Source organism: Candidatus Poriferisodalis sp., assembly GCF_965198245.1.
GTDB lineage: Bacteria > Actinomycetota > Acidimicrobiia > Acidimicrobiales > Poriferisodalaceae > Poriferisodalis.
Map to the genome: position 1 here is coordinate 3,515,510 of NZ_OZ240249.1, position 19,995 is coordinate 3,535,504.

Below are 19,995 nucleotides of genomic sequence, written 5' to 3' on the forward strand. Positions count from 1 at the left end.
CTCGTCGGCGGCTACTGCTTCTTGAGCCTAACCGTGAAGCTGTATTCGTCCTCGACGAACTCCGGTTCGGTGCCGTTGTGCTCGAGCATGGACGGCAGGACCTTGCGATGGATGCCCATGCCGCGCGCATCCACGTACCGGTAGTCGCGCATGACATTCACAAGCGTTTGATTGCGGGCGTAACGGGCACCCGACTTCATCCCGTCAATCGACACCGAGTTTGGGAGGCGACCAGGACTAGTCACTTCGAGCCGATCACCGGCTTCAACCCGCAGCGGACGCGGCCTGACTGCTGATACAGACGCTCCTCTTCCTCGCGGCTAGCGTCACGCGTCGTCGAGCTCACCCTCACTTTGGTGGCCCATGCAGCGCCTTGCTTGACCTTGTAGGGCTTGTCCGGCGCATTCGGCGGCACGGTCACGACCCCGATGAGCTTGCCGTGCTCGACTTCCAGGGTCTGCCAAATCGGGATTACAGCAGGAAGTAGCAGATCCCGCGCCGCCTGCATCGCCCACTCCTCTGCCTGCCTCGGCTGGCGTGCGAGGCCGACGACGGAACCATCGTCCTCGACACCGAGCAAGACGCATCCGCCTTCCACATTCAAGAACGCGGCCACCTCAGCCGCAAGTCGCCGCGGCTAGATGTCGTCGCGCTTGAACTCGACCAGTGAATTCTCGCCGTTCGCGAGCATCTCTGAGAGTTCGGAGCGATTCATCGGTTCACTCAGCGGTTCACATATTGTGGCTGTCGCGGCGCTGCGCGAGGAGCCGGTTGACGGCCTTGCCGTCAGCTTGGCCGCGGGTGGCCTTCATCACTGCACCCACGAAGACCCCGGCCACCTTGGACTCGCCGGCGCAGAACTTTTTCCAGGCCTCAGGGTTCTCGGCGATGGCCTGGTCCACCTGGGTCTCGAGTTCTCCGGAGTGCATGGCTTCGAAGCCCAACTCTGCTGCAATGGCGCCCGGTTCGGCACCGGCGCCAGGCACCCGTTCGCACATGATCCCGAGCACGGTCTTCGCCTGGGTGGCCGTGAGCTGGCCCGACGTTTCCATGTGGACAAGCGACGCCAGCTGCGTGACGTCGAGCAGCTCGGCCCCCTCGAGCGCCAGGTTCTGCACGGCGTGCGTGACGGTGCGGGCCGCATCAGCGCCGGCCTCGACTGCTCCCAGCACCAGCGGGGCCATGCCGCGGCTCACGATGACCTGCGAGTCGTCGGGGTCGGTGCCCAGTGCACCGAGGCGCTCGCGCTGAGCGGCAGGCAGTGCTGGCATCGCAGAGCGCACCCGCTCGATCCAGTCAGGCTCGGGCGCGAGCGGCACCAAATCGGGTTCGGGGAAGTAGCGATAGTCGTCGGCCTCTTCCTTGGATCTCAGCGAGTGGGTGCGACCGTCAGTGGACCAGTGCCGGGTTTCCTGAATCGGCAACTCGCCCGCTTCATAGAGCCCGATGTGCCGCCGGGCCTCATGGTCGATGGCGTTGCGCAGCGACCGCAGCGAGTTGAGGTTCTTGACCTCGCAGCGAGTGCGCAGCTCGCCCGAGCCGGCGGGCCGCACGCTGATATTCGCGTCGACGCGCATCGAGCCTTCTTCAAGCCGAGCGTCGGACGCGCCGAGCGCCAGCAGGATCGCCCGCAGTTCGGTGACATAGGCGCTGGCCTCGGCGGCCGATCCGATGTCAGGTCGTGAGACGATTTCCAGCAGAGGTGTGCCCGCCCGGTTGTAGTCCACGAGCGCGCCGACCGCCCCGTGGATGCGGCCATCTGCACCCCCCAAGTGCGTCGTCTTGCCAGCGTCTTCTTCCAGATGCGCCCGCTCGATGCCAACCCGGTTCCCGCCGGGCACCTCCAGCCAGCCATCCGAGCAGATCGGCTGGTCGTACTGGCTGACCTGGTAGTCCTTCGGCATGTCGGGGTAGAAGTAGTTCTTGCGGTGGAACACCGATGGCCGTATCTCGCAGTTGAGCGCGAGACCCACCGCCATGGCCAGTTCGACGGCGCGGCGGTTCAGCACGGGCAGTGAGCCGGGAAGGCCTAGGCAGACCGGCGTGACGTTGGTGTTCGGCTCGTCGCCGAAACGGCTGGGCGCCGCGGAGAACAGCTTCGTGTCGGTCGCCAGCTCGACATGGACTTCGAGCCCGATAACGATCTCCCAGTCTGTGGGCGTCGCCAGTGCGGGGTCCTGATGAGCGGCCGGCATCACGTGCCCCTCGAGGGCGTGCCTCCGGTCAACTGCGGTGCTGGCAGTTGCGGCGCAGCGCGCTCGAGTGCTGCAGCCACCGTCAGCATCGTTTCCTCGCCCAAGGCCGGTGCCATCACCTGCACGCCCACCGGCAGATCCTCGGCGCCTGTTCCGAACGGCACCGACATGGCCGGATCGCCTGAGAGATTGGACGGGATGGTGCAGGTGTCGCAGCGGTACATCGTCATGGGGTCGGAGCGTTCGCCGAAGCGAAACGCCACGCACGGCGAGGTGGGCGAGAGCAGCACGTCGAAGTCCGCGTACGCAGCGTCGAAGTCCCGTCGCGTCAGCATGCGAACCCGTTGAGCCTTGCCGTAGTAGGCGTCGTAGTAGCCAGCGCTGAGGGCGAAGGTCCCCAGCATGATGCGTGCCTTGACCTCGTCGCCGAAGCCGGCCCGACGGGTCAGGCGGTTCATCTCGGAGACATCAGCGCCATCGATGCGCAGCCCGTAGCGGGTTCCGTCGTAACGCGCCAAGTTGCTTGAGGCCTCCGCAGGCGCAATGAGGTAGTACGCGGTGAGGCCATACGTAACCGCAGGCACCGAGACCCGGCCTACGGTCGCACCGGCGGCCGCAAGCGCATCGGCAGCCTCGATCACCCGTTCAGTGACGTCCGCGTCGATCCCGTCCAGCGCGCCACCCGCACTGCCACCCGTCCCGGTCAGCTCGCTGACAACGCCCACCCTCAGATCTTCGACACCCCGGCTCAGCGCGGCGGCGTAGTCGGGCACCGCAATGGGGATGGATGTGCTGTCGGCCCGATCATGGCCGCTGATGACCCCGAGAGTGAGCGCCGCATCGGCGACGTCGGTCGCGAACGGGCCGATCTGGTCAAACGAGCTGGCGAAGGCAACGAGCCCGTAACGGCTCACCCGGCCATAGGTCGGCTTGATGCCCACGATGCCGCACAGCGAAGCGGGTTGGCGGATAGAGCCGCCGGTATCAGACCCGAGCGCCAGCGGCGCGAACCCTGCAGCGACAGCAGCAGCCGAGCCCCCGCTGGAGCCGCCTGGCACCCGGCTCAAGTCGTAGGGGTTGCGTGTGGGGCCGAATGCCGAGTTCTCGGTGGAACTGCCCATCGCGAACTCGTCCAGATTGGTTTTGCCGACCATGACCGCACCGGCGGCCGTCATCGCCTGCACCACCGTGGCGTCGTAGGGAGGCGACCACGTTTCGAGCATTCGGGATGAGCACGTGGTCGCCACGCCGCGGGTGCACAAGTTGTCCTTGAAAGCGACGGGGACGCCTGCCAGCGGACCCGGGTCGCGACCTGCGTCCACGGCGGCGTCCACTGCCGCCGCGGCCGCACGGGCGTGGTCGGCGGTCACCGTGTTGAACGCGTGAACGTCGCCGTCGTGGGCCTCGATTCGGCTGAGGAATGCCTTCAGCACATCGGTCGCGCGGCGGTTGCCCGCGCGTACATCCTGCGCGATGGCGTTCGCTGTGCTCATCGGACGGTCGCCCCGTGGGTCATGACCGGCTCAGGCCTCCCCGCCGAGCACCGGCGGCACTTCGAACTGTCCGTCCGATGCGGCCGGCGCCTGGTTCAGCACCTCTTCCCGGTCCACTGACGGACCGGCGACGTCGTCGCGAAAGACATTGCGGAGGGGGTACGGGTGCGCCAGCGGCGGCACCTCCGCGAGGTCAAGATCTTCCAGCTCGCGGGCGTGGTCCAGGACGCGCCCAAGGTGGCCCGTGTAGTGCTCGATCTCGGCCGGAGTGAGCTCGATACGCGCGAGCCGCGCCACATGCGCCACCTGGTCCGTGCTGATCGCGGGCGTCGCTTCTCCCATCGCAGGCCGCAGGGTACCGGTGCGTCGGCAATGAGTAATCGGCCACGAATGAGTGACTGACCAACGGTGGTTCAGCGATGGATCAACGGTGGTTCAGCGGTGATTCAGCGATGGATCAGCGGGGAATTCGTCGGCGGGCGGCTTCGGACAGCATTTCGCCCGGACGGGTTGGGCTGAACAGCACCCGGGACACCGCCATCACTTGTGCCGTGCCTGTCGTGCGCGGCACCACTTCGACCTGGCCGTCCAAGGTGACGAGCAGCACCGGGCCGAGCGCGTTGCCGCTGATGTCCGCCAGGTCGTCCGCCCCAAGATCGATGTCGGCGGGCGCGGGACCGAGCGACGCGACATCGGCTCGGCGCAGCAGGAACGGCTCGCGCGTCGCCATGCGATCGTGCAGGACGAATCCGTTGGGAACGAACACGACCCAGCGACGGGCAAGTTGATGCAGAGATCGGAAGCCCAGCGTCGCCGAGGTGAACCCCGTGACCGTGGCAACGGCAGCCCAGATCCACTGCTCGATGGCCCACAGCACCAGCGGCGCCGTTATCCCGGCGACAACAGCCACCCACACGATCGGGATGGGAGCGACTGCCAGCAGGAACGGGGTGCGCAGCAGCATCCGTCGCTCATTGCCATAGCTGAGACCGTCCACGAAGGAATTGCCGGTCTCGGGAAGCAGCGCTATCGCCGTGGTGACGACCGCCCCGACGATGGCCGTCGCCCCACGCTGCGCCGGAAGGTTGGCGTCCCATGCCACAGCGGCCACGACCGAACCGATCGCCACGCCGACTGATGCGGGCGTCGCGATGCGAACGACGGTGAGGGCCCACGGCCGGCGCACGAATGTCGCCGTCAGCACCAGTGCCCATGCGGCCCACAGTTCAGCGCTCAGGATCCGCGCCGACGATTGGGAGCAAACACCGAGCGCGTCCGCTGCTGCGGCGCCCGCGCTCCAAGGCATCGTCAACCACAGCAGCCTCAGCAACCACAGGGTCGGGTGCGCGCGAAGTGTTGCTCCCACGGGCGAAGTCTCGCCGCTGGACGCCGCGACACCCCGCCTTGCTGTTGCCGAAAGAGTTGCAGACCCTCAGTACTCTCGGCAGTGCGATGCCCACCGAGAGTAACGACTCAACAGACGAGCGCCGTGAAACGGCGCTCAGCTCCGCTGAGGAGAGCGATCTGGACCGCATGCGGCACTTGGCAAGTCTGATCAGCCGCTACGACGTTGAGTACCACCGAGACGATGCGCCGTCGGTGCCGGATGGGGAGTACGACGCCCGCAAGCGCGAACTCATCGAACTCGAAGCGCGCTATCCCGAATTCGCAGATCCGAATTCGCCCAGCCAGCGTGTCGGCGCGGAACTGTCGGCACTCTTCAGCGAAGTCGTCCATGCCAGGCCGATGATGTCACTCGACAACGCCATGGACTCCGATGAGCTGCGGGCATGGCACGGCCGTGTCATGCGCGGACTCGCCGCGGCGCAGCCGACACTGTTCGACGACGACGCGAACGAGGACGGCGACGGAAACGTGGCTGATCCGGGCGCGCCCGAACCGGAGCTGATCTGCGAGCTCAAGTTCGACGGGCTGGCCGTTTCGCTTCGGTACGAGCAGGGACGACTTGTCCAGGCAGCGACGCGGGGAGACGGGCGTGTCGGCGAGGATGTCACCGCGAACGTCGTGACCATCGCAGACATCCCCCGGGAACTGAGCGCGGCATCGCCGATGCCCGAGGTCATCGAGGTGCGCGGCGAGATCTACCTGCCGGTGGACAGATTCCGCGAGCTGAACGAAGCGCAAGCCAGGGCGCGCCACGCCCTCAGCGAGGCCGTAGAGGGCGCCAGGCAACGGCTTGCAGGCACCGCCGAAGACATTCCGACGACTGAGCAGCGGAAGCTCGAGTCGCTGGCCAAGCTCACTCCGGTCGATGTGCAGCGCCGCCATCCCGACTACGCAAATGCCCGAAACACAGCTGCGGGCAGCCTGCGCCAGAAGGATCCCTCGATTGTCGCGACGCGAGGACTGTCATTCTGGAGCTACGACGTCGGCGAGATGGTTGGCGGCCCTGACCTCGGCAGCGCCGGCGAGGTCTTCGACTACCTGGGTGAGCTCGGCATGCCGGTGAATCCCGAGATCCGCACCTTCGGCACGCTCGCTGAAGTCGAGGAATTCTGCAGGACGTGGGAGCGCGACCGCCACAGACCCTCCTACGAGATCGACGGCGTTGTCGTGAAAGTGGCCGACCTGCCGCTCCGGTCGGAACTTGGCTACACCAGCCGTGCGCCGCGCTGGGCAGTCGCCCACAAGTTCCCCCCCGAGGAACGCACGACCAAGCTGCGCCGCATCATGGTCTCGATCGGCCGCACAGGTCGCGCTACTCCCTTCGCCGACATGGAGCCCGTCTTCGTCGGCGGATCGACGGTGTCGCTCGCCACGCTGCACAACCAGGACCAGGTCGCCGCCAAGGACGTCCGCCCGCGCGACACGGTCATCGTGCGCAAGGCCGGCGACGTCATCCCCGAAGTGGTCGGCCCAGTGCTCGCCGAACGCCCCTCAGACTCCGAGCCCTGGTGCTTCCCCGACGAGTGTCCTTCGTGTGGCAGCAAGCTGGAACGCAACGAGGGTGATGCCAACACCTACTGCCGGAACCGCACATGCCGAGACCGAGTGATCCAGGGCATCGGTCACTTCGTCGGCCGCGGCGCGCTCGACATCGAGGGCCTCGGCGAGCGAACGATCGTGACGTTCTACGAACGGGGACTCATCGCTGGCCCAGCAGACCTCTTCGGGCTGATCATCGATCAACTTGTCGGGCTCGAGGGATTCGCCGAAAAATCCGCCAACAGTCTTCTTGTCGAGATCGAGGCTGCTCGTGATGCGCCACTGGCTCGATTGCTCATCGGTCTCGGCATCGAGCACCTCGGTCCGACGGCATCGGAACTGCTGGCACGGCGATTCGGCTCACTTCGAAGGATCGTGGCCGCGAACGATGAGGAACTCGCAGCCATCGATGGCATTGGCCCGATCATTGCCGCGAGCGTCACCAGCTTCTTTGCCGATAAGGGCAACGCTGCGCTAGTCGAACGGCTGGACCAAGCAGGGGTGCGCTTCGACCGAGTTGACGGCGAGCTGGATGCGCCACAGGTGCTTGCAGGCAAGTCAGTCGTGGTGACCGGCAATCTCGATGGCTGGCATCTCAGCCGCGACGAAGCCAAGGCCGTGATCACAGCACGAGGAGGCAAGACCCCAGGCAGCGTCAACAAGAGCACGTTCGCTCTGGTGGCAGGAGCGAACGCCGGACAGACCAAGCTCGACAAGGCCGCCGACCTCGGCGTGCCGATCCTTGACGACAACGGCCTACGAACCCTGCTCGAGACCGGGGAACTCGCAGCCGGCTAGGCGCCCACACCTCCCAGCCAGTGGCACCTACTTGGGGGTTAGGGGCCGAGGGCAGTGACGGGGGTGACTCGGACGCCATCGCGGCGGGTGTAGGCGAAGCCGAGGGCGGTGATGACCACCATGCCGACCAACTGCCCGGCACGGTCAGCGGCAACGTTGTCGCGTACGCGTTGCAGCGACTGGGCCGCTGCATCGATCGCGTCGCTGCCGCCGAGCTTGATTTCTGCCGCGAGCCATCGCCCGTCGGGCAATTCGACGATGGCGTCGGCTTCGGTGCCCGCCGCGTCGCGCAGGTGAGAGACGCGTCCGTCGTGGGGCTGAGCGAGCACTCGCAGATCCCTCACCACGAGCGACTCGAACAGCAGGCCGAGCGTGGACATGTCACCAATGAGGCGCTCAGCATTGGCGCCGAGTGCGGCAGCCGCCAGCGAGGGATCGGCCAGATGCCACTTGGCCGACTTGCGCAGCGGTGCTCGAGAACGCAGGCGAACCGACCACGCGGGCTGTTCTTCGACCACGAAGACGCGTCGCAGTGCTTCCAGATACGCACGAACGGTGTGGCGGTGAAGTGACTCCGGTTCCGCATCCGCGCCCAATGTGCTCATGCTGGCTTCGGTCGCGACATTGCGTGCCAGTGAATGGAGCAGTCGCTCCACACCGGCGGGATTTCGGATGGCAGCGTCATCGAGGAGTCGAACATCGGATCGGGCAGCTTCGGAGAGATAGCCGCGCAGGTTGCGCTGAATCTCCGGCAACGGCAGCTCCACCTGACCGGGCCATCCACCCCGGCACAGTATTTGCGTGACTTCTGCGAGTCCCGAATCGGGTCGGCTTGCGCTCGCCGGTTGGCCGCTAAGAAGTCCTCCCAGAGACACCTCACCCGTGGAATCCCCTGACTCGAACAGCGACATCGGCCTCATTCGGATCCGGCGCACTCGTCCTGCACCGGTGTGGCGGGTGGCGTCGTCGGCGGGCCGGGCCGACCCTGCCAAGATGAAGCGCCCGAAGTCGGCCGTGGCGTCAACGGCGTGGCGCACGTGGTTCCACAGCCCAGGCACCACCTGCCATTCGTCGAGCAACCGGGGCGCCTCGCCGCCCAGCAGCGTCGAAGGGTCGATGCTGCCGAGAGCGCGCGCGTCGAGATCAGTGTCGAGGCGGATGGCGCTGCGGGCGTGACGCAGTCCCGTCCAGGTCTTGCCACAGCCGCGCGGTCCCTCCAGCACGAGGAACCCTGCAGACTGAAGGCCACGTTCGACTTCGAGATCGACGATCCTCGGCCGGTAGCCGTAGGGGACGAGATTTGGCCTGGACGTGTCTTCCACCGGCACAGCCTCCGCGGCTTCCCTATCGCTCACGCTGCATTGTACGCATTGTGGAGTTCTAAATATACGTTTTGTGATGATCTTGTTCGCCGATTTGTGACCCCGGCATCGAGATCAGAACGTCGAGAAGCACCACTCGAAGCTGAAGTCAGCCGCTTCGATGTCGATCGTCGGAGTGGCGGTCACACGAGCGCACGTCTGCCCGCTGCGCAGCTTCTCGATGACCTTGCCAGTCCCTGGAGCAAAGAAGTACTCACCGAGCTGGGTCGTGCCGGCGTCGAGCTGTCCGGCGGGAATGGTCGTCCCGTTGATGACGAGTGTCGGCCTCCAGCCGGGGTCGAGACGGGAACCGATCGGGCTCTGGTGTGGCACTTGAGCGCCGGGCACCGGCGTCACTGTCTGCAGGCCGCTCGGATATGGCGGAGCTGACTCGCCTCCGCGAGTCAGCCACACCGCGAGCACGACGCCCGCCGCAGCAACGAGCACGCCAAGCGTGATGGCCGTCGAGACACCTTTGCGCAACGCCCAGGGAACGGGCGGATCGTTGCCGTTGGGATTGCCCTCGGATCTCGCGCGCCTCATGCGAGATGTCCGGCGACGGTCGCACCGCCGAGCACCTCGTCACCTTCGTAGAAGACGACAGCTTGTCCTGCAGCGACGCGGCGCTGAGGTTCGATCCAATGCAACTGACCCTCAGCATCGAGGCTCGCTGGCAGCGCGTGCCCGTGCGCGCTGGTCTGGGCGAGTACGTCGCCGGCAACGGACCTGTTGGCCCAGCGATGGTCGACCAGCTGGACACCCCGTGCTGCCAGATCATCGACCCCGCCGACGGTGACACGACGGGTTCCGATGTCTACTTCGATGGCGTATCGACGCTGCGGCGCGCCGCCGAGATCGAGACCCTTGCGCTGGCCGACCGTAACCAACTCCACCGCCGGAGCGGTGCCGATGCGCCGGCCCGACGTGTCGACCAGTTCCGCAGAGTGCAGGTCGATGCGTTCAGCCAGGAAGCGTTCCCTGCCCGCGGTCTCGGTGATGAAGCAGACGTCCTGGCTCTCGGCCTTTTGAGCCGTGCGCAGTCCGAGTTCGGATGCAATTGCCCGCAGCTCGTCCTTGCGGTAGTCGCCGACGGGAAACCACACGTCCGCCAGATCTGACGCCGAGAGCATGTACAGGACGTAGGACTGGTCTTTCGCGCTGTCGGTACCGCGCTGCAGCGCCAACCCGCCGCTTCGGGAGCTGATGCGCACGTGATGTCCGGTGACCAAGCGGTCGAAGCCCAAGCGACGGGCTCGGTCCAACAGCACATCGAACTTGACATGCCGGTTGCAGGCGATACACGGGTTTGGAGTGAGACCTCTGCGGTGTGCATCCACGTACGTCTCGACGACATCGCGCTCGAATTCGGCCGCGTAGTTGAAGACGAAGTGGTCGATGCCCAACTGCTGGCACACCCTGCGGGCATCGTCCACGTCTGACACCGCGCAGCAGCCTCGATCTTGGGGCCCTCCCCACAGCTTCAGCGTGACGCCGACCACTTCATGGCCCTTGCGCAGGCACAGCGCGGCAGCGACGGAGCTGTCGACGCCGCCCGACATCGCGACAAGCACCCTGCGCTTCGTCGCTGCTCCATGCAGCTGTGTCATCGCAGCTGCTCCACGCAGCGTGGAATTGATTCGATGGCCCGCTCGATCTCCCACGGTTCGGTGCACCAGCCCAGCGACAGGCGCAGCGAGCCAGCTGCGGCTTGGCGGTCAACGCCCATGGCGGCAAGCACATGGCTGGGCTCCATGGCACCCGATGCACATGAGGCCGCTGCGGAGGCCATCACGTCATATCGATCGAGCAGCACCAGCAACGCCTCGGTCTCGATGCCTTCGAGGAGCAACTGACAGATGCCCGCGGCGCGGCACGACCTGGCGACGGTCTCGGCGCATCTGTCGATTGCTGTGAGCAGTCCGTCGGCCAACTGATCCGCCATCGCGCCTATCCGGCAGATGTCGGCGTCGCGCGTCTCGGTCAGCTCCCCAAGCGCTGCGCCGAGCGCGGCGATGCCAGCGGTGTTGTGCGTGCCGCTGCGCCGGTCCGCCTCCTGTCCGCCGCCGAGCAGCTGCGCCGACAGCGGCACCTCGGGCCGGATGCCCATGAGGCCGACGCCCTTGGGGCCGCCGAACTTGTGAGCGCTCAACGACAGCAGGTCTGCGGGGCGCGCCGCTGCGGCGATGTCAATCCAGTTGACGCCCTGCACGGCATCGGTGTGCAGCAGCGCCTCGGGGGCGTGCGCACGCACCACCTCGGCGACCGCATCGAGGTCGGCAACGACGCCTGACTCGTTGTTGACGAGCATCACCGAGACCAACCCGACCGGCGGACCCGCATCGGGAGCCAGCTGTGCTGCCAAATGTTCAAGATCGACCGCGCCGCCGGAATCGACTCGCACCTTCCGTCCGCCGACCGCTTCAACCGGATGCAGCACTGCGTGGTGTTCGGTCGCCGGGCACAGTGCGGTCGTTCGGGTCGCAGCCGTGACGCCGCGCACTGCGAGATTGTCGGCCTCGGTCCCGCCACTGGTGAACACGATGCCGTGCGGGTCGAAGTCGAGCGCGTGGGCCGCAATCTCGCGGGCGTCGTCGATCGCCAACCTTGACCTGCGCGCCATGCGGTGAGCTCCCGACGGATTGGCGAACTGGGTTTCAAAGAACGGCGTCATGGCCTCGACGGCACACGGCCGCATCGGCGTCGACGCAGCACAGTCGAGATAGGCGGGCCGATCAGCGGTCCGAATCCCGTCGACGTTCACATCGTGAGGTTACGGGTGCTGCCCAAGGCCGTCCGCCGGCGGGCGCAGATGTGCCACTCCGAGCACTCATTCATGGCTTTGGCCTAATCGACACGAAGGGACAATCGAATGGTTTTGGGGCCGTTTGCGCGACCACCTGCGTGCGGAGCCGGGAGACAATGCATGTGGGGACAACCGCAACCGACCTCTTCAGCTGGAGGAAGGAATTTCATGGACATCACCTCACTGGTGAGTCGGACGTCCCCATCGCCGACAGCCGGAAGCGTCACGTGAGTCCCCCGTCGGCGACACGTCCGAATACCAACGCTGTCGGTCGACCGACCATGCGCCAGTTGGAGTATCTAGCGGCACTCGACACGCACGGGCACATCGGACGCGCGGCAGCGGCCTGCTACGTCTCCCAGCCCACGCTGAGTACGCAGATCCGGCAGCTCGAACGCCATCTCGGCGTCGCGATCACCGAACGGGTCGGCCGCGGCATCGTCGTGACTCCTATAGGTCGCGAGCTGGCGGACCGTGCCCGGACCGTCCTGCGCGATACCGACGAGCTCCTCGAATGGGGCCGCAGCAGCACTGACGAACTCATCGGCCCCCTGAGAATCGCCGCGATCCCGACGGCAGCGCCGTACCTGCTGGCGCGAATCCTGCCCATCGTCCGCGAGCGACACCCTGACGTGCAGATACATCTCGACGAGCTCAAGACACTTGCGCTGGTCGACGTGTTGACCACGGCCCAGCTCGATCTTGGGCTGCTGGCATTGCCGATTCCGTCCGGGGACATCGAACATCTCGTGTTGCTCGAAGATCCCTTCCTGCTGGCAATGGAGCCCCGGCATCGCTTGGCGCGCCGGCCCGCTGTGACGTCGGACGAACTCGCTGATGAGACGGTGCTGCTGCTCGAAAATGGCCACTGTCTGCGTGGTCAGGCGCTCGAGGTCTGCCGCGACGCTGGCGCCCATGAGGTCGGCAAGGGCGGTACCAGCCTGACGACGATCTGCCAGATGGTTGCAGCCGGGATGGGCGTGACACTGCTGCCCAGGAGCGCCGCCCCCATCGAGGCGCGACGAGGCGCAGGAATCGTTGTCCGCCCGTTCAGCGACGCGATCCCGAGCCGCCAACTGGCGCTCGCTTGGCGTGGTCGGTCACCCGCCGCGCCCTTGTACCGCGAGCTGGCTGTCCTCATTGCGGAACGGCTGGCGGATCTGAACAACACCTCGCCGCCGGCAGCAGCGAGGCAAGAACCTGGAGACGCGCCAGACGCGGAATGACAGCGGCCGATTGCGGTGCCACACTCTCTGAGCGTTCGCACTCGCTGGCCTCGCTCCCTTGCCGGGCTAGGAGACCCATTGGGTGCGACGCACTTGCGACGGGCAACGACAGGGCAGCCGGCGACATGGGCATCGAGGTCAAGATCGACATTCCCGCATCGCAACAAGAGGTCTGGGATTTCGCGGCGGACCTTGCTCGCAATGTGGAGTGGATGGTTGACGCCGAATTGATCACCTTCACCTCCGATCAGACCGAAGGTGTCGGCACGACGTTCGACTGCGTGACCAAGCTCGGCCCGCTGCAGACAACAGATCGCATCGAAGTCGTTGACTGGGACCCGCCGCGAACGCTCGGCGTCGAGCACCACGGAGCCGTGCGTGGCACTGGCCGGTTCACGCTCACTCCGATTGATGAAGGCACACGCTTCACCTGGAACGAGGAACTCTTGCTGCCGTGGTACTTCGGCGGGCGCTTCGGGCGGCAGCCCGCCTCGTTGGTGCTCGAGCGCATGTGGCGGAAGAATCTGCGCACGCTGCGGGCCCGGATTCTCGAACGGCAGCAAGGACCGACCGGCCATGAGCCTGGACCGCTGCTCGGGATGGGACGCGACTCAGAAGTGCGTGCCTACGGCCCGCACATCATTCGCGTCAGCCTCCGCGGGCGAGATCTGAGCCACGAAGCCGAAGCGATGCGCCACGTGCGGACGTACGGCTTTCCTGCGCCCAAGGTGATCTCGGTGCCCGACGATCACTCGGTGGTGATGGAGCGCCTCTCCGGGCCCACCATGCTCGACGACTTAGCGGCAAAGCCGTGGCTGCTGTCGCGACACGCGAAGGGTTTGGCGAGACTGCACCGGCGACTCGGCGAGGTACCGGCGCCCGGCGACTGGGTCAAGGTCTCAGGCGGCAGCTCGGTCGTCCATCTCGACCTGCAGCCCGACAACGTGAAGCTCACCCCCGGCGGCCCCGTCGTCATCGACTGGTCGAACGCAGCCGCCGGCGACTGCGGATTTGACGCTGCCTCCACCTACGTGCGACTGCGCACCGGCTCGCCCGACAACCACGCCGCCGCCCGGGCGGTCATCAACGCATTCCGCACCCGATTCGCGCGCGCCTTCCTCAAGGAATTCGGCGCCGACGAGATTCTCTCCCGCCTGCGCGCCGCGGCCGACCTGCGGCTGCTCGACCGCAACCTGCACCCGAACGAGCGCGAGGCGGTGTTCGCGCTCGCCCGTGGCGAACTCGACTGAGTCCCGCAGCGCCAAGGCGTCCGCAAGATCAACTCTGGCGACTCAGCGAGCCCGGCTGAGAAGGATTTCGGCGGCGGCGTAGGGATCCAGTTCTCTCCGAGCAAGACGCGCGCGGAGCGCTTCGGCGGCAGGACCATCGGTCAGCGCCTCAACACGCTCAGCGATGCTGGCCCGCAAGACCTCATCGAGCTCGGTCTCCACACGAGCCGCTCGGCGCGCCTCCAGTTCACCGGAAGCCGTGCAGTGATCGCGATGCGCGCAGATCGCGTCCCACAGCTCGGTCGCGCCTTCGCCGGTGGTGCCAACCGAGGTGAGAATCGGCGGGTCCCAGTCACCCGGCGCAGACAGGTCCAGCATCTGACGGATATCCCTGCTCGTTTCCGACGTGCCGGGCCGGTCGGCCTTGTTCACAACAAAGATGTCGGCGATCTCCATCAGACCCGCCTTGTTGGCCTGCACCGAATCGCCCCAACCCGGATTCACGACCACGACTGTCGTATCGGCGGCGCCGACGATCTGGGTCTCGACCTGTCCCACGCCGACCGTCTCGATGACCACCCACGGCCATCCGAGCGCATCCAGCACCCGCGCCGCGAGCGGCGTCGCCAGCGTGAGACCGCCGAGATGGCCCCGTGTGGCCATCGAGCGGATGTAGACGCCCTCGTCGAAAGTGTGGTCGGCCATCCGCACCCTGTCGCCGAGGATTGCCCCACCGCTGAACGGCGACGACGGATCGATGGCGAGCACGGCAAGCCGCTCCCCGCGCTCGCGTGCCACGCCGACCACTGCCGAGTTGAGGGTGGACTTCCCCGCCCCGGGGGCACCCGTCATGCCGACTGTGTGAGCGTTGCCTGACTGGGCGAACGTCAGCGCTCCCAGCTCCCGTGCCTGCGGACCTCCGCGCTCGACGTGCGACATGATCCGCGCCAGGGCGCGCCGGTGCCCCGTGCGAGCAGCCTCAAGCAGGCTCGCCACATCGGCAGTCAGGGAACCTTCGGGGGTTGTCATCGGCGCGCCGACGGTAGCGATGCGCGCCGAAGGTGGCACGCTCTAGCGGCGTGTGATGGTCGCGCCAATGCCGGCGAGCTTGCTGACGAGATTCTCGTAGCCACGATCGATGTGCGTGGCGCCTGCCACTTCGGTCTCGCCTTCGGCTGCGAGGCCGGCCACCACCAGTGCCGCGCCAGCTCGGATGTCGTGCGCGCGGACCGGCGCTCCCGAGAGGCGTTCGGTGCCGCGCACGACGGCATGATGGCCCTCTGTGCGGATGTCGGCACCCATGCGCCGCAACTCGTCGATGTAGCGGAACCGGCCGGTGAAGATGTTCTCGGTGACAATCCCGACGCCGGACGCAGTCGTGAGCATCGAGACGAGGAACGGTTTGTAGTCGGTCGCCAGGCCCGGATACGGCAGCGTGGAGACGTCCGCTGACGAGAGCCGACCGGTCGCGGTCGCCCTCACCCCCGCTGCGTCGGAAACGATGCGCACCTCCATCTCGGAGAGCTTGCGAATCAACATCGTCATGTGGTCGGCCACCGCGTCACGCAGGAACAACGACCCACCGCACATGCCGACCGCTGCAAGGAATGTCGCTGCCTCAATGCGGTCAGGCATCACCCGGTAGCCGTCGGTGGATCTGGCGGGCGCCAAGCGTTCCACCCCGTCGACCGCAAGACGATCCCCTGCCCAGCCCACCTGCGCTCCCATCTGGTTGAGGAAGCTCACGAGGTCGCTGATCTCTGGTTCGCGCGCCGGGTTGTGAATGAGCGTGCGGCCCTTGGCTCGCACTGCAGCCATCAGCACGTTCTCGGTCGCGCCCACCGAGGGATACTCCAGCACGACTTCTGTCCCGGTGAGCACCTCCGCGGTGCCCGAGATGTCGCCGTGGGCGGTGCTGAACACTGCCCCGAGACTCTCCAACGCCCTCAGGTGCATGTCGATCGGGCGCGGTCCGAAGTCGTCCCCTCCCGGCAGCGCCACACGGGCCTTGCCGAATCGCGCCAGCAGCGGGCCGAGCACCACGATGGAGGCTCGCATGCGCTCGACAAGGTGATACGGCGCCGCTGTGTCCAACTCCTCCGGCACGTCAATGACCAGCCGGTGATCGGCACGCGTCACCGTCACACCCATCGCTTCGAGCAGCTCGCACATGAGCGTCACGTCGGAAATGTCGGGCACGTTGGCCAGCATGTGTCGGCCTTCGGCCAGCAGGCACGCTGCCATCAGCTTGAGCACGCTGTTCTTGGCGCCGCCGATGCGGACCTCGCCTTCGAGGGCGCTGCTGCGCTGGGCCACGATCGTGTCAAGCTCGCCCGAATCCGGCTCTTTCATCGCCCTACCGATACCACTGCCGGGCACCGATGCGGTGCCGCGGGGCCAGAGCAGTATGTACCTGCCCAGGGTGCAGCTGTGCTAGGCCCCCAGCGTGACCCGGCAGGTACGCACCTTCGTTGCCGACTCCAACGAGGTATCTGAACTGCTGCGCCCGCGAGACGACATCGTGCTCGAGGCCCCTGGCCCCGCCGTCGACGGCACACGCACCTTCGATCTCGCAGAGGGTCCTTTCGAGGGTTATTCCCGCTCGGTGCGCGTGACCCCCCTGGAAGGCACAGCGCGCCACCAGGTGACCGAGACGCTGGAGTGGCAGCTGGCGGTGCCGTGGTTCGGACCGGCCATCAATGTTGCTGTCCGGCGCGCAATGCGCACCGCTCGAACGGGCGACGGCAAACAGCCCGTGTGGGCACCGCCGCAACGCCTCACCGCACGCTCGGCGACCATCATGGCCATGCTCGCCGCCGCGGCGATGCTGAGCGGCTACCTCGCCAACGCTCCATCGGAGCTCCACACCTACGCAGCGGACGAATTCGGGGCCGATCAATCCGCCCAGGGAACGCTGGGTGCAGTGGTGCGCATCGGAACGCTGCTCGCCATCGGGGTGTCGGTGCTTGCCGATCGCTACGGGCGGCGGCGCATCGTGGCCGGCGCCATGCTCGTCGGCATCTCGAGCGCGGCCCTGGCGGCGCTGGCGCCCTCCATGGCGTGGCTCGGCGCATTCCTCCTGATCGGCCGCACCGCCAACGCGGCGCTCGGCGCCACGATCGTCGTGATGGCGCTGGAAGAGATCCCAGCGGGCTGCCGAGCGTGGTGCTTGTCGGTGCTGGCGATGGCGGCTGCGCTGGGCGCCGGCGTGGTCGTCTGGTTACAACCCCTGTCCGACCTGGCCCCGTGGGCTTGGCGACTGCTGTTCGGCGTTCCGCTCTTCGCACTGCTCGCCGTTCGTCCGCTGCTGCGCAGGCTGCCCGAGAGCCGTCGCTTCGAACGACGCGGCCGCGGAGTGGTGCTGAGCGGGTACTGGCGTCCGATCGCGCTCCTAGGCGCCATCTACCTGGCATTCGGCCTGTTCCTGGGGCCCATCGATTGGTTCCGCAACGAATACCTGCGTGACGAGCACGGCTTCAGCGCAACATTGGTGTCGCTGTTCGTGCTGGGCACGGCGACTCCTGCGGGTCTCGCCGTGTATGCGGCGGGCCGGTTGGCGGACTCTCGGGGCCGGCGCGTCATCCTGGCCATTGCTTCAGTGGCGGGCCTGGGCTCCCTCGTGGTGATGTTCAACGTGTCCGGGGCGGCGCTGTGGTTGCTGGGCCTCGTCGGGGCGATGCTGTCGGCAGGATTGCTGCCTTCGCTCGGGGTGTACCGCGGCGAGCTGTTCCCGACTGCCGTGCGGGCACGCGCCGCGACGCTGACCGGGGCCATGGGCGTCGGCGGCGCGGCCGCGGGCGTGCTCATCGCGGGGCGTCTACGTACGGCGTGGGGCAGCTTCGGCGAGGTCATCGCGCTGCTGTGGGTCGGCCCGCTTGTCGCAGCCGCCATCGCCGTGCTGTGGCTGGTCGAACGCAGCGGCCACGAACTCGAGGAACTGCACCCGGCCGACGCTGCGGCGGACTCCGACGGGCTGCGGCCCCCTGCGCCGCCCCCAGCACCGATGTGACCCCTCGGTACACGACCAGTCCTGACCGGGTCAAGATGAGACTGCGATGAGCGACGCTCGAGGACTGCTGTTGACACCGGGTGCCGGCGGTGGCGCGGACCACCGCACGCTCGTTGACATCGAGACAGCCTTGACCGACCGGATGCCGGTGAGGCGACACGACTTCGCCTACCGGCGGGCCGGTCGGCGAGCACCGCCCCGCGCGGAGAACGTCGTCGATGAACTGCTGGAGGACCTACCCCAGATCGCGGCCGAACTCGGCGTGCCGCCGACAGGCATGTTGATCGGCGGCAGATCCTTCGGCGGTCGTGTCTGCTCCATGGCAGTAGCTGCTGGCGCTCCCGCGGCTGGTCTCGTGCTCCTCAGCTACCCGTTGCATCCACCCGAGGGACCTGAGCGTCTGCGCAGCGCTCACTTCGGCCAGATCCCGGTTCCGTGCTTGTTCATCTCAGGCACGCGTGATCCGTTCGCGACGCCGGACGAGCTGCGCGAGCACACGAGCGCTCTCGCAGGCCCGGTCACACTCTGCTTCATCGAGGGCGCTCGACATGATCCCAACACCATCGCTGCGCGCCGTGCCGTCGTCGAACACGTCGAGAACTGGCTGGACGGGATCGAGGGCTGAGCTGTCGCCAGTCTCAGCCGTCGATCCGCTTCACGATCATCTTGGCGATCTCCAGGCTGGAGGTGGCGGCGGGACTCGGGGCGTTCAGCACATGGGTGCTGCGCCCAGCGGTCGCTACAGCGAAGTCGTCCTCGAGCTCACCGTCGGGATCCATGGCCTGGGCACGCACGCCAGCGGCTGAGCGGACCAAGTCGGACGACTCGATGTCGGGCACTAGCCGCTGCAGCGCCCGGGTGAACGCTGTCTTGTTCAGCGACCGCCACACCTCCCCCGCGCCCGTGCGCCAATAGCGCCGAGCAAGACGCCACAGGCCGCGGTTGGTGACGTGCTCGCGCAGCTGGGCTCCGCTGATGTCGCTCCAGCGGTAGCCCTCACGGGACAGTGCAAGCACGGCGTTGGGGCCGGCGTGGATGGTGCCGTCGATCATGCGGGTGAGGTGTACGCCCAGGAACGGGAAGCTCGGGTCAGGCACGGGATAGATGAGGTTGTTGACGAGATGCGAGCGCTCGGGCACCAGTTCGTAGTACTCGCCGCGGAACGGGACGATCCGGTAACCGCCCCTTGCACCCACCAGCGCTGCGACCTGATCGCAGCGCAGCCCCGCGCAGTTCACCAGGCTCTTCGCCACCAGCTCGCCAGTTGTCGTGGTGACCCGCACGCTGTCGGCGCCCTCGCTGAGCCCGACCACCGCCGTACCCATGCGCATCTCGCCGCCCGCTGCTTCGATCTCGCCGATCAACGCGTCGCACACTGCGCCGTAGTCGACAATCCCAGTGCCGCGAATCAGCAGCGCCTCCACCCCAGCGCAATACGGCTCCAGCTCAGCCAAGCGCCGAGCGTCAATGAACTCGGCGGGAACGCCATTGCTGGCGGCCCGCTCGGCGAGTGCCGCGAGCCGCTCCTGCTCGGAGCTGTCGACTGCCACGATGACCTTGCCGCACACCTCGTGAGCGATGCCCCGCTGTCGGGCGAACTCGACCATCGAACTGCGGCCGGCGACCGCCAACTCCGCCTTGGCTGAACCGGGCCGGTAGTAAACGCCCGAGTGCAGCACACCGGAGTTCCGGCCCGTCTGGTGCATCGCCGGCCGGTCTTCGGCTTCCAGGATCACCACGCGGCGACCGGGATGATCTGCGAGATAGCGGTGCGCGGTCGCGAGGCCGATGATTCCCGCGCCGACCACGGCAAGATCCGCGCGGGCTGACGGGGACCGGGCGCTAGTCATCGAAGCGAAGCTAGCGGGCCAATCGAAAGGGCTACGGCCCGCCGCCGAGTTGATTGCGCGGCGGTCTACGGCCCGCCGCCGTGGG

The 19,995-nt window shown here is 67.0% G+C and carries 18 protein-coding genes; 5 read left to right on the plus strand and 13 right to left on the minus strand.

Translation table 11 applies throughout. The annotated features are described in order from the left end of the window. Positions 1–11: 11 nt before the first annotated feature. The 6 genes from ACOCMM_RS15690 to ACOCMM_RS15715 form a co-directional block, all read right to left on the minus strand. Positions 12–215 (minus strand): ATP-binding protein, encoded by a 204-nt coding sequence (locus ACOCMM_RS15690; protein ID WP_419554068.1) that lies wholly within the window; start codon positions 213–215, stop codon positions 12–14. A gap of 26 nt (positions 216–241) precedes the next feature. After that, a complete protein-coding gene (locus ACOCMM_RS15695) occupies positions 242–616 on the minus strand; it encodes a helix-turn-helix domain-containing protein (RefSeq protein ID WP_419554069.1) in 375 nt (124 codons plus the stop codon). A 115-nt stretch (positions 617–731) separates the two neighbouring features. Further along, positions 732–2,195: an Asp-tRNA(Asn)/Glu-tRNA(Gln) amidotransferase subunit GatB gene (gene gatB / locus ACOCMM_RS15700; RefSeq protein WP_419554070.1), complete on the minus strand. Its 1,464-nt coding sequence runs from the start codon at positions 2,193–2,195 to the stop codon at positions 732–734. Next, a complete protein-coding gene (gene gatA, locus ACOCMM_RS15705; protein ID WP_419554071.1) occupies positions 2,195–3,688 on the minus strand; it encodes an Asp-tRNA(Asn)/Glu-tRNA(Gln) amidotransferase subunit GatA in 1,494 nt (497 codons plus the stop codon). Before gatA ends, gatB begins: the two co-directional genes overlap by 1 nt. 30 nt (positions 3,689–3,718) lie before the next feature. Beyond that, positions 3,719–4,030: an Asp-tRNA(Asn)/Glu-tRNA(Gln) amidotransferase subunit GatC gene (gene gatC / locus ACOCMM_RS15710; protein WP_419554072.1), complete on the minus strand. Its 312-nt coding sequence runs from the start codon at positions 4,028–4,030 to the stop codon at positions 3,719–3,721. Between the two features lie 115 nt (positions 4,031–4,145). Beyond that, positions 4,146–5,054 (minus strand): hypothetical protein, encoded by a 909-nt coding sequence (locus ACOCMM_RS15715; protein ID WP_419554073.1) that lies wholly within the window; start codon positions 5,052–5,054, stop codon positions 4,146–4,148. Between the two features lie 86 nt (positions 5,055–5,140). On the opposite strand from ACOCMM_RS15715, the gene ligA reads away from it, so the two are divergent. Continuing rightward, the gene (ligA, locus tag ACOCMM_RS15720) at positions 5,141–7,432 is read left to right on the plus strand and encodes an NAD-dependent DNA ligase LigA (protein WP_419554074.1); all 2,292 of its coding nucleotides are present in this window, start codon (positions 5,141–5,143) and stop codon (positions 7,430–7,432) included. A gap of 38 nt (positions 7,433–7,470) precedes the next feature. Here ligA and ACOCMM_RS15725 read toward each other — a convergent pair whose 3' ends face one another. The 4 genes from ACOCMM_RS15725 to ACOCMM_RS15740 form a co-directional block, all read right to left on the minus strand. Then, positions 7,471–8,787: an ATP-binding protein gene (locus ACOCMM_RS15725; protein WP_419554075.1), complete on the minus strand. Its 1,317-nt coding sequence runs from the start codon at positions 8,785–8,787 to the stop codon at positions 7,471–7,473. Positions 8,788–8,868: 81 nt separating this feature from the next. After that, a complete protein-coding gene (locus ACOCMM_RS15730; protein ID WP_419554076.1) occupies positions 8,869–9,336 on the minus strand; it encodes a hypothetical protein in 468 nt (155 codons plus the stop codon). After that, a complete protein-coding gene (gene mnmA, locus ACOCMM_RS15735; RefSeq protein WP_419554077.1) occupies positions 9,333–10,400 on the minus strand; it encodes a tRNA 2-thiouridine(34) synthase MnmA in 1,068 nt (355 codons plus the stop codon). The genes ACOCMM_RS15730 and mnmA overlap by 4 nt, the downstream gene beginning before the upstream one ends. Continuing rightward, on the minus strand, positions 10,397–11,554 hold the full coding sequence (locus ACOCMM_RS15740) for a cysteine desulfurase family protein (protein WP_419554078.1): 1,158 nt from the start codon (positions 11,552–11,554) through the stop codon (positions 10,397–10,399). The genes mnmA and ACOCMM_RS15740 overlap by 4 nt, the downstream gene beginning before the upstream one ends. 323 nt (positions 11,555–11,877) lie before the next feature. Between ACOCMM_RS15740 and ACOCMM_RS15745 the strand changes: the two genes are divergently transcribed. Together ACOCMM_RS15745 and ACOCMM_RS15750 are read left to right on the plus strand one after the other, a co-directional pair. Then, positions 11,878–12,822 carry a LysR substrate-binding domain-containing protein gene (locus tag ACOCMM_RS15745; protein ID WP_419554079.1) on the plus strand — a complete coding sequence of 315 codons (945 nt, stop codon included), beginning with the start codon at positions 11,878–11,880 and terminating at the stop codon, positions 12,820–12,822. A 125-nt stretch (positions 12,823–12,947) separates the two neighbouring features. Then, the gene (locus ACOCMM_RS15750; RefSeq protein ID WP_419554080.1) at positions 12,948–14,072 is read left to right on the plus strand and encodes an SRPBCC family protein; all 1,125 of its coding nucleotides are present in this window, start codon (positions 12,948–12,950) and stop codon (positions 14,070–14,072) included. Positions 14,073–14,114: 42 nt separating this feature from the next. Here ACOCMM_RS15750 and meaB read toward each other — a convergent pair whose 3' ends face one another. Further along, positions 14,115–15,080: a methylmalonyl Co-A mutase-associated GTPase MeaB gene (gene meaB, locus ACOCMM_RS15755; RefSeq protein ID WP_419554081.1), complete on the minus strand. Its 966-nt coding sequence runs from the start codon at positions 15,078–15,080 to the stop codon at positions 14,115–14,117. A gap of 42 nt (positions 15,081–15,122) precedes the next feature. After that, on the minus strand, positions 15,123–16,403 hold the full coding sequence (gene murA / locus ACOCMM_RS15760) for a UDP-N-acetylglucosamine 1-carboxyvinyltransferase (protein WP_419554082.1): 1,281 nt from the start codon (positions 16,401–16,403) through the stop codon (positions 15,123–15,125). A 94-nt stretch (positions 16,404–16,497) separates the two neighbouring features. On the opposite strand from murA, the gene ACOCMM_RS15765 reads away from it, so the two are divergent. Both ACOCMM_RS15765 and ACOCMM_RS15770 read left to right on the plus strand, forming a co-directional pair. Next, on the plus strand, positions 16,498–18,060 hold the full coding sequence (locus ACOCMM_RS15765) for an MFS transporter (protein WP_419554083.1): 1,563 nt from the start codon (positions 16,498–16,500) through the stop codon (positions 18,058–18,060). 46 nt (positions 18,061–18,106) lie between these two features. Continuing rightward, positions 18,107–18,685 carry an alpha/beta family hydrolase gene (locus ACOCMM_RS15770; RefSeq protein ID WP_419554084.1) on the plus strand — a complete coding sequence of 193 codons (579 nt, stop codon included), beginning with the start codon at positions 18,107–18,109 and terminating at the stop codon, positions 18,683–18,685. A 13-nt stretch (positions 18,686–18,698) separates the two neighbouring features. Here the strand turns inward: ACOCMM_RS15770 and lhgO are convergent, their stop codons facing one another. Next, positions 18,699–19,910, minus strand: coding sequence for an L-2-hydroxyglutarate oxidase (lhgO, locus tag ACOCMM_RS15775; protein WP_419554085.1), 1,212 nt, complete (start codon positions 19,908–19,910; stop codon positions 18,699–18,701). Positions 19,911–19,995 lie beyond the last annotated feature (85 nt).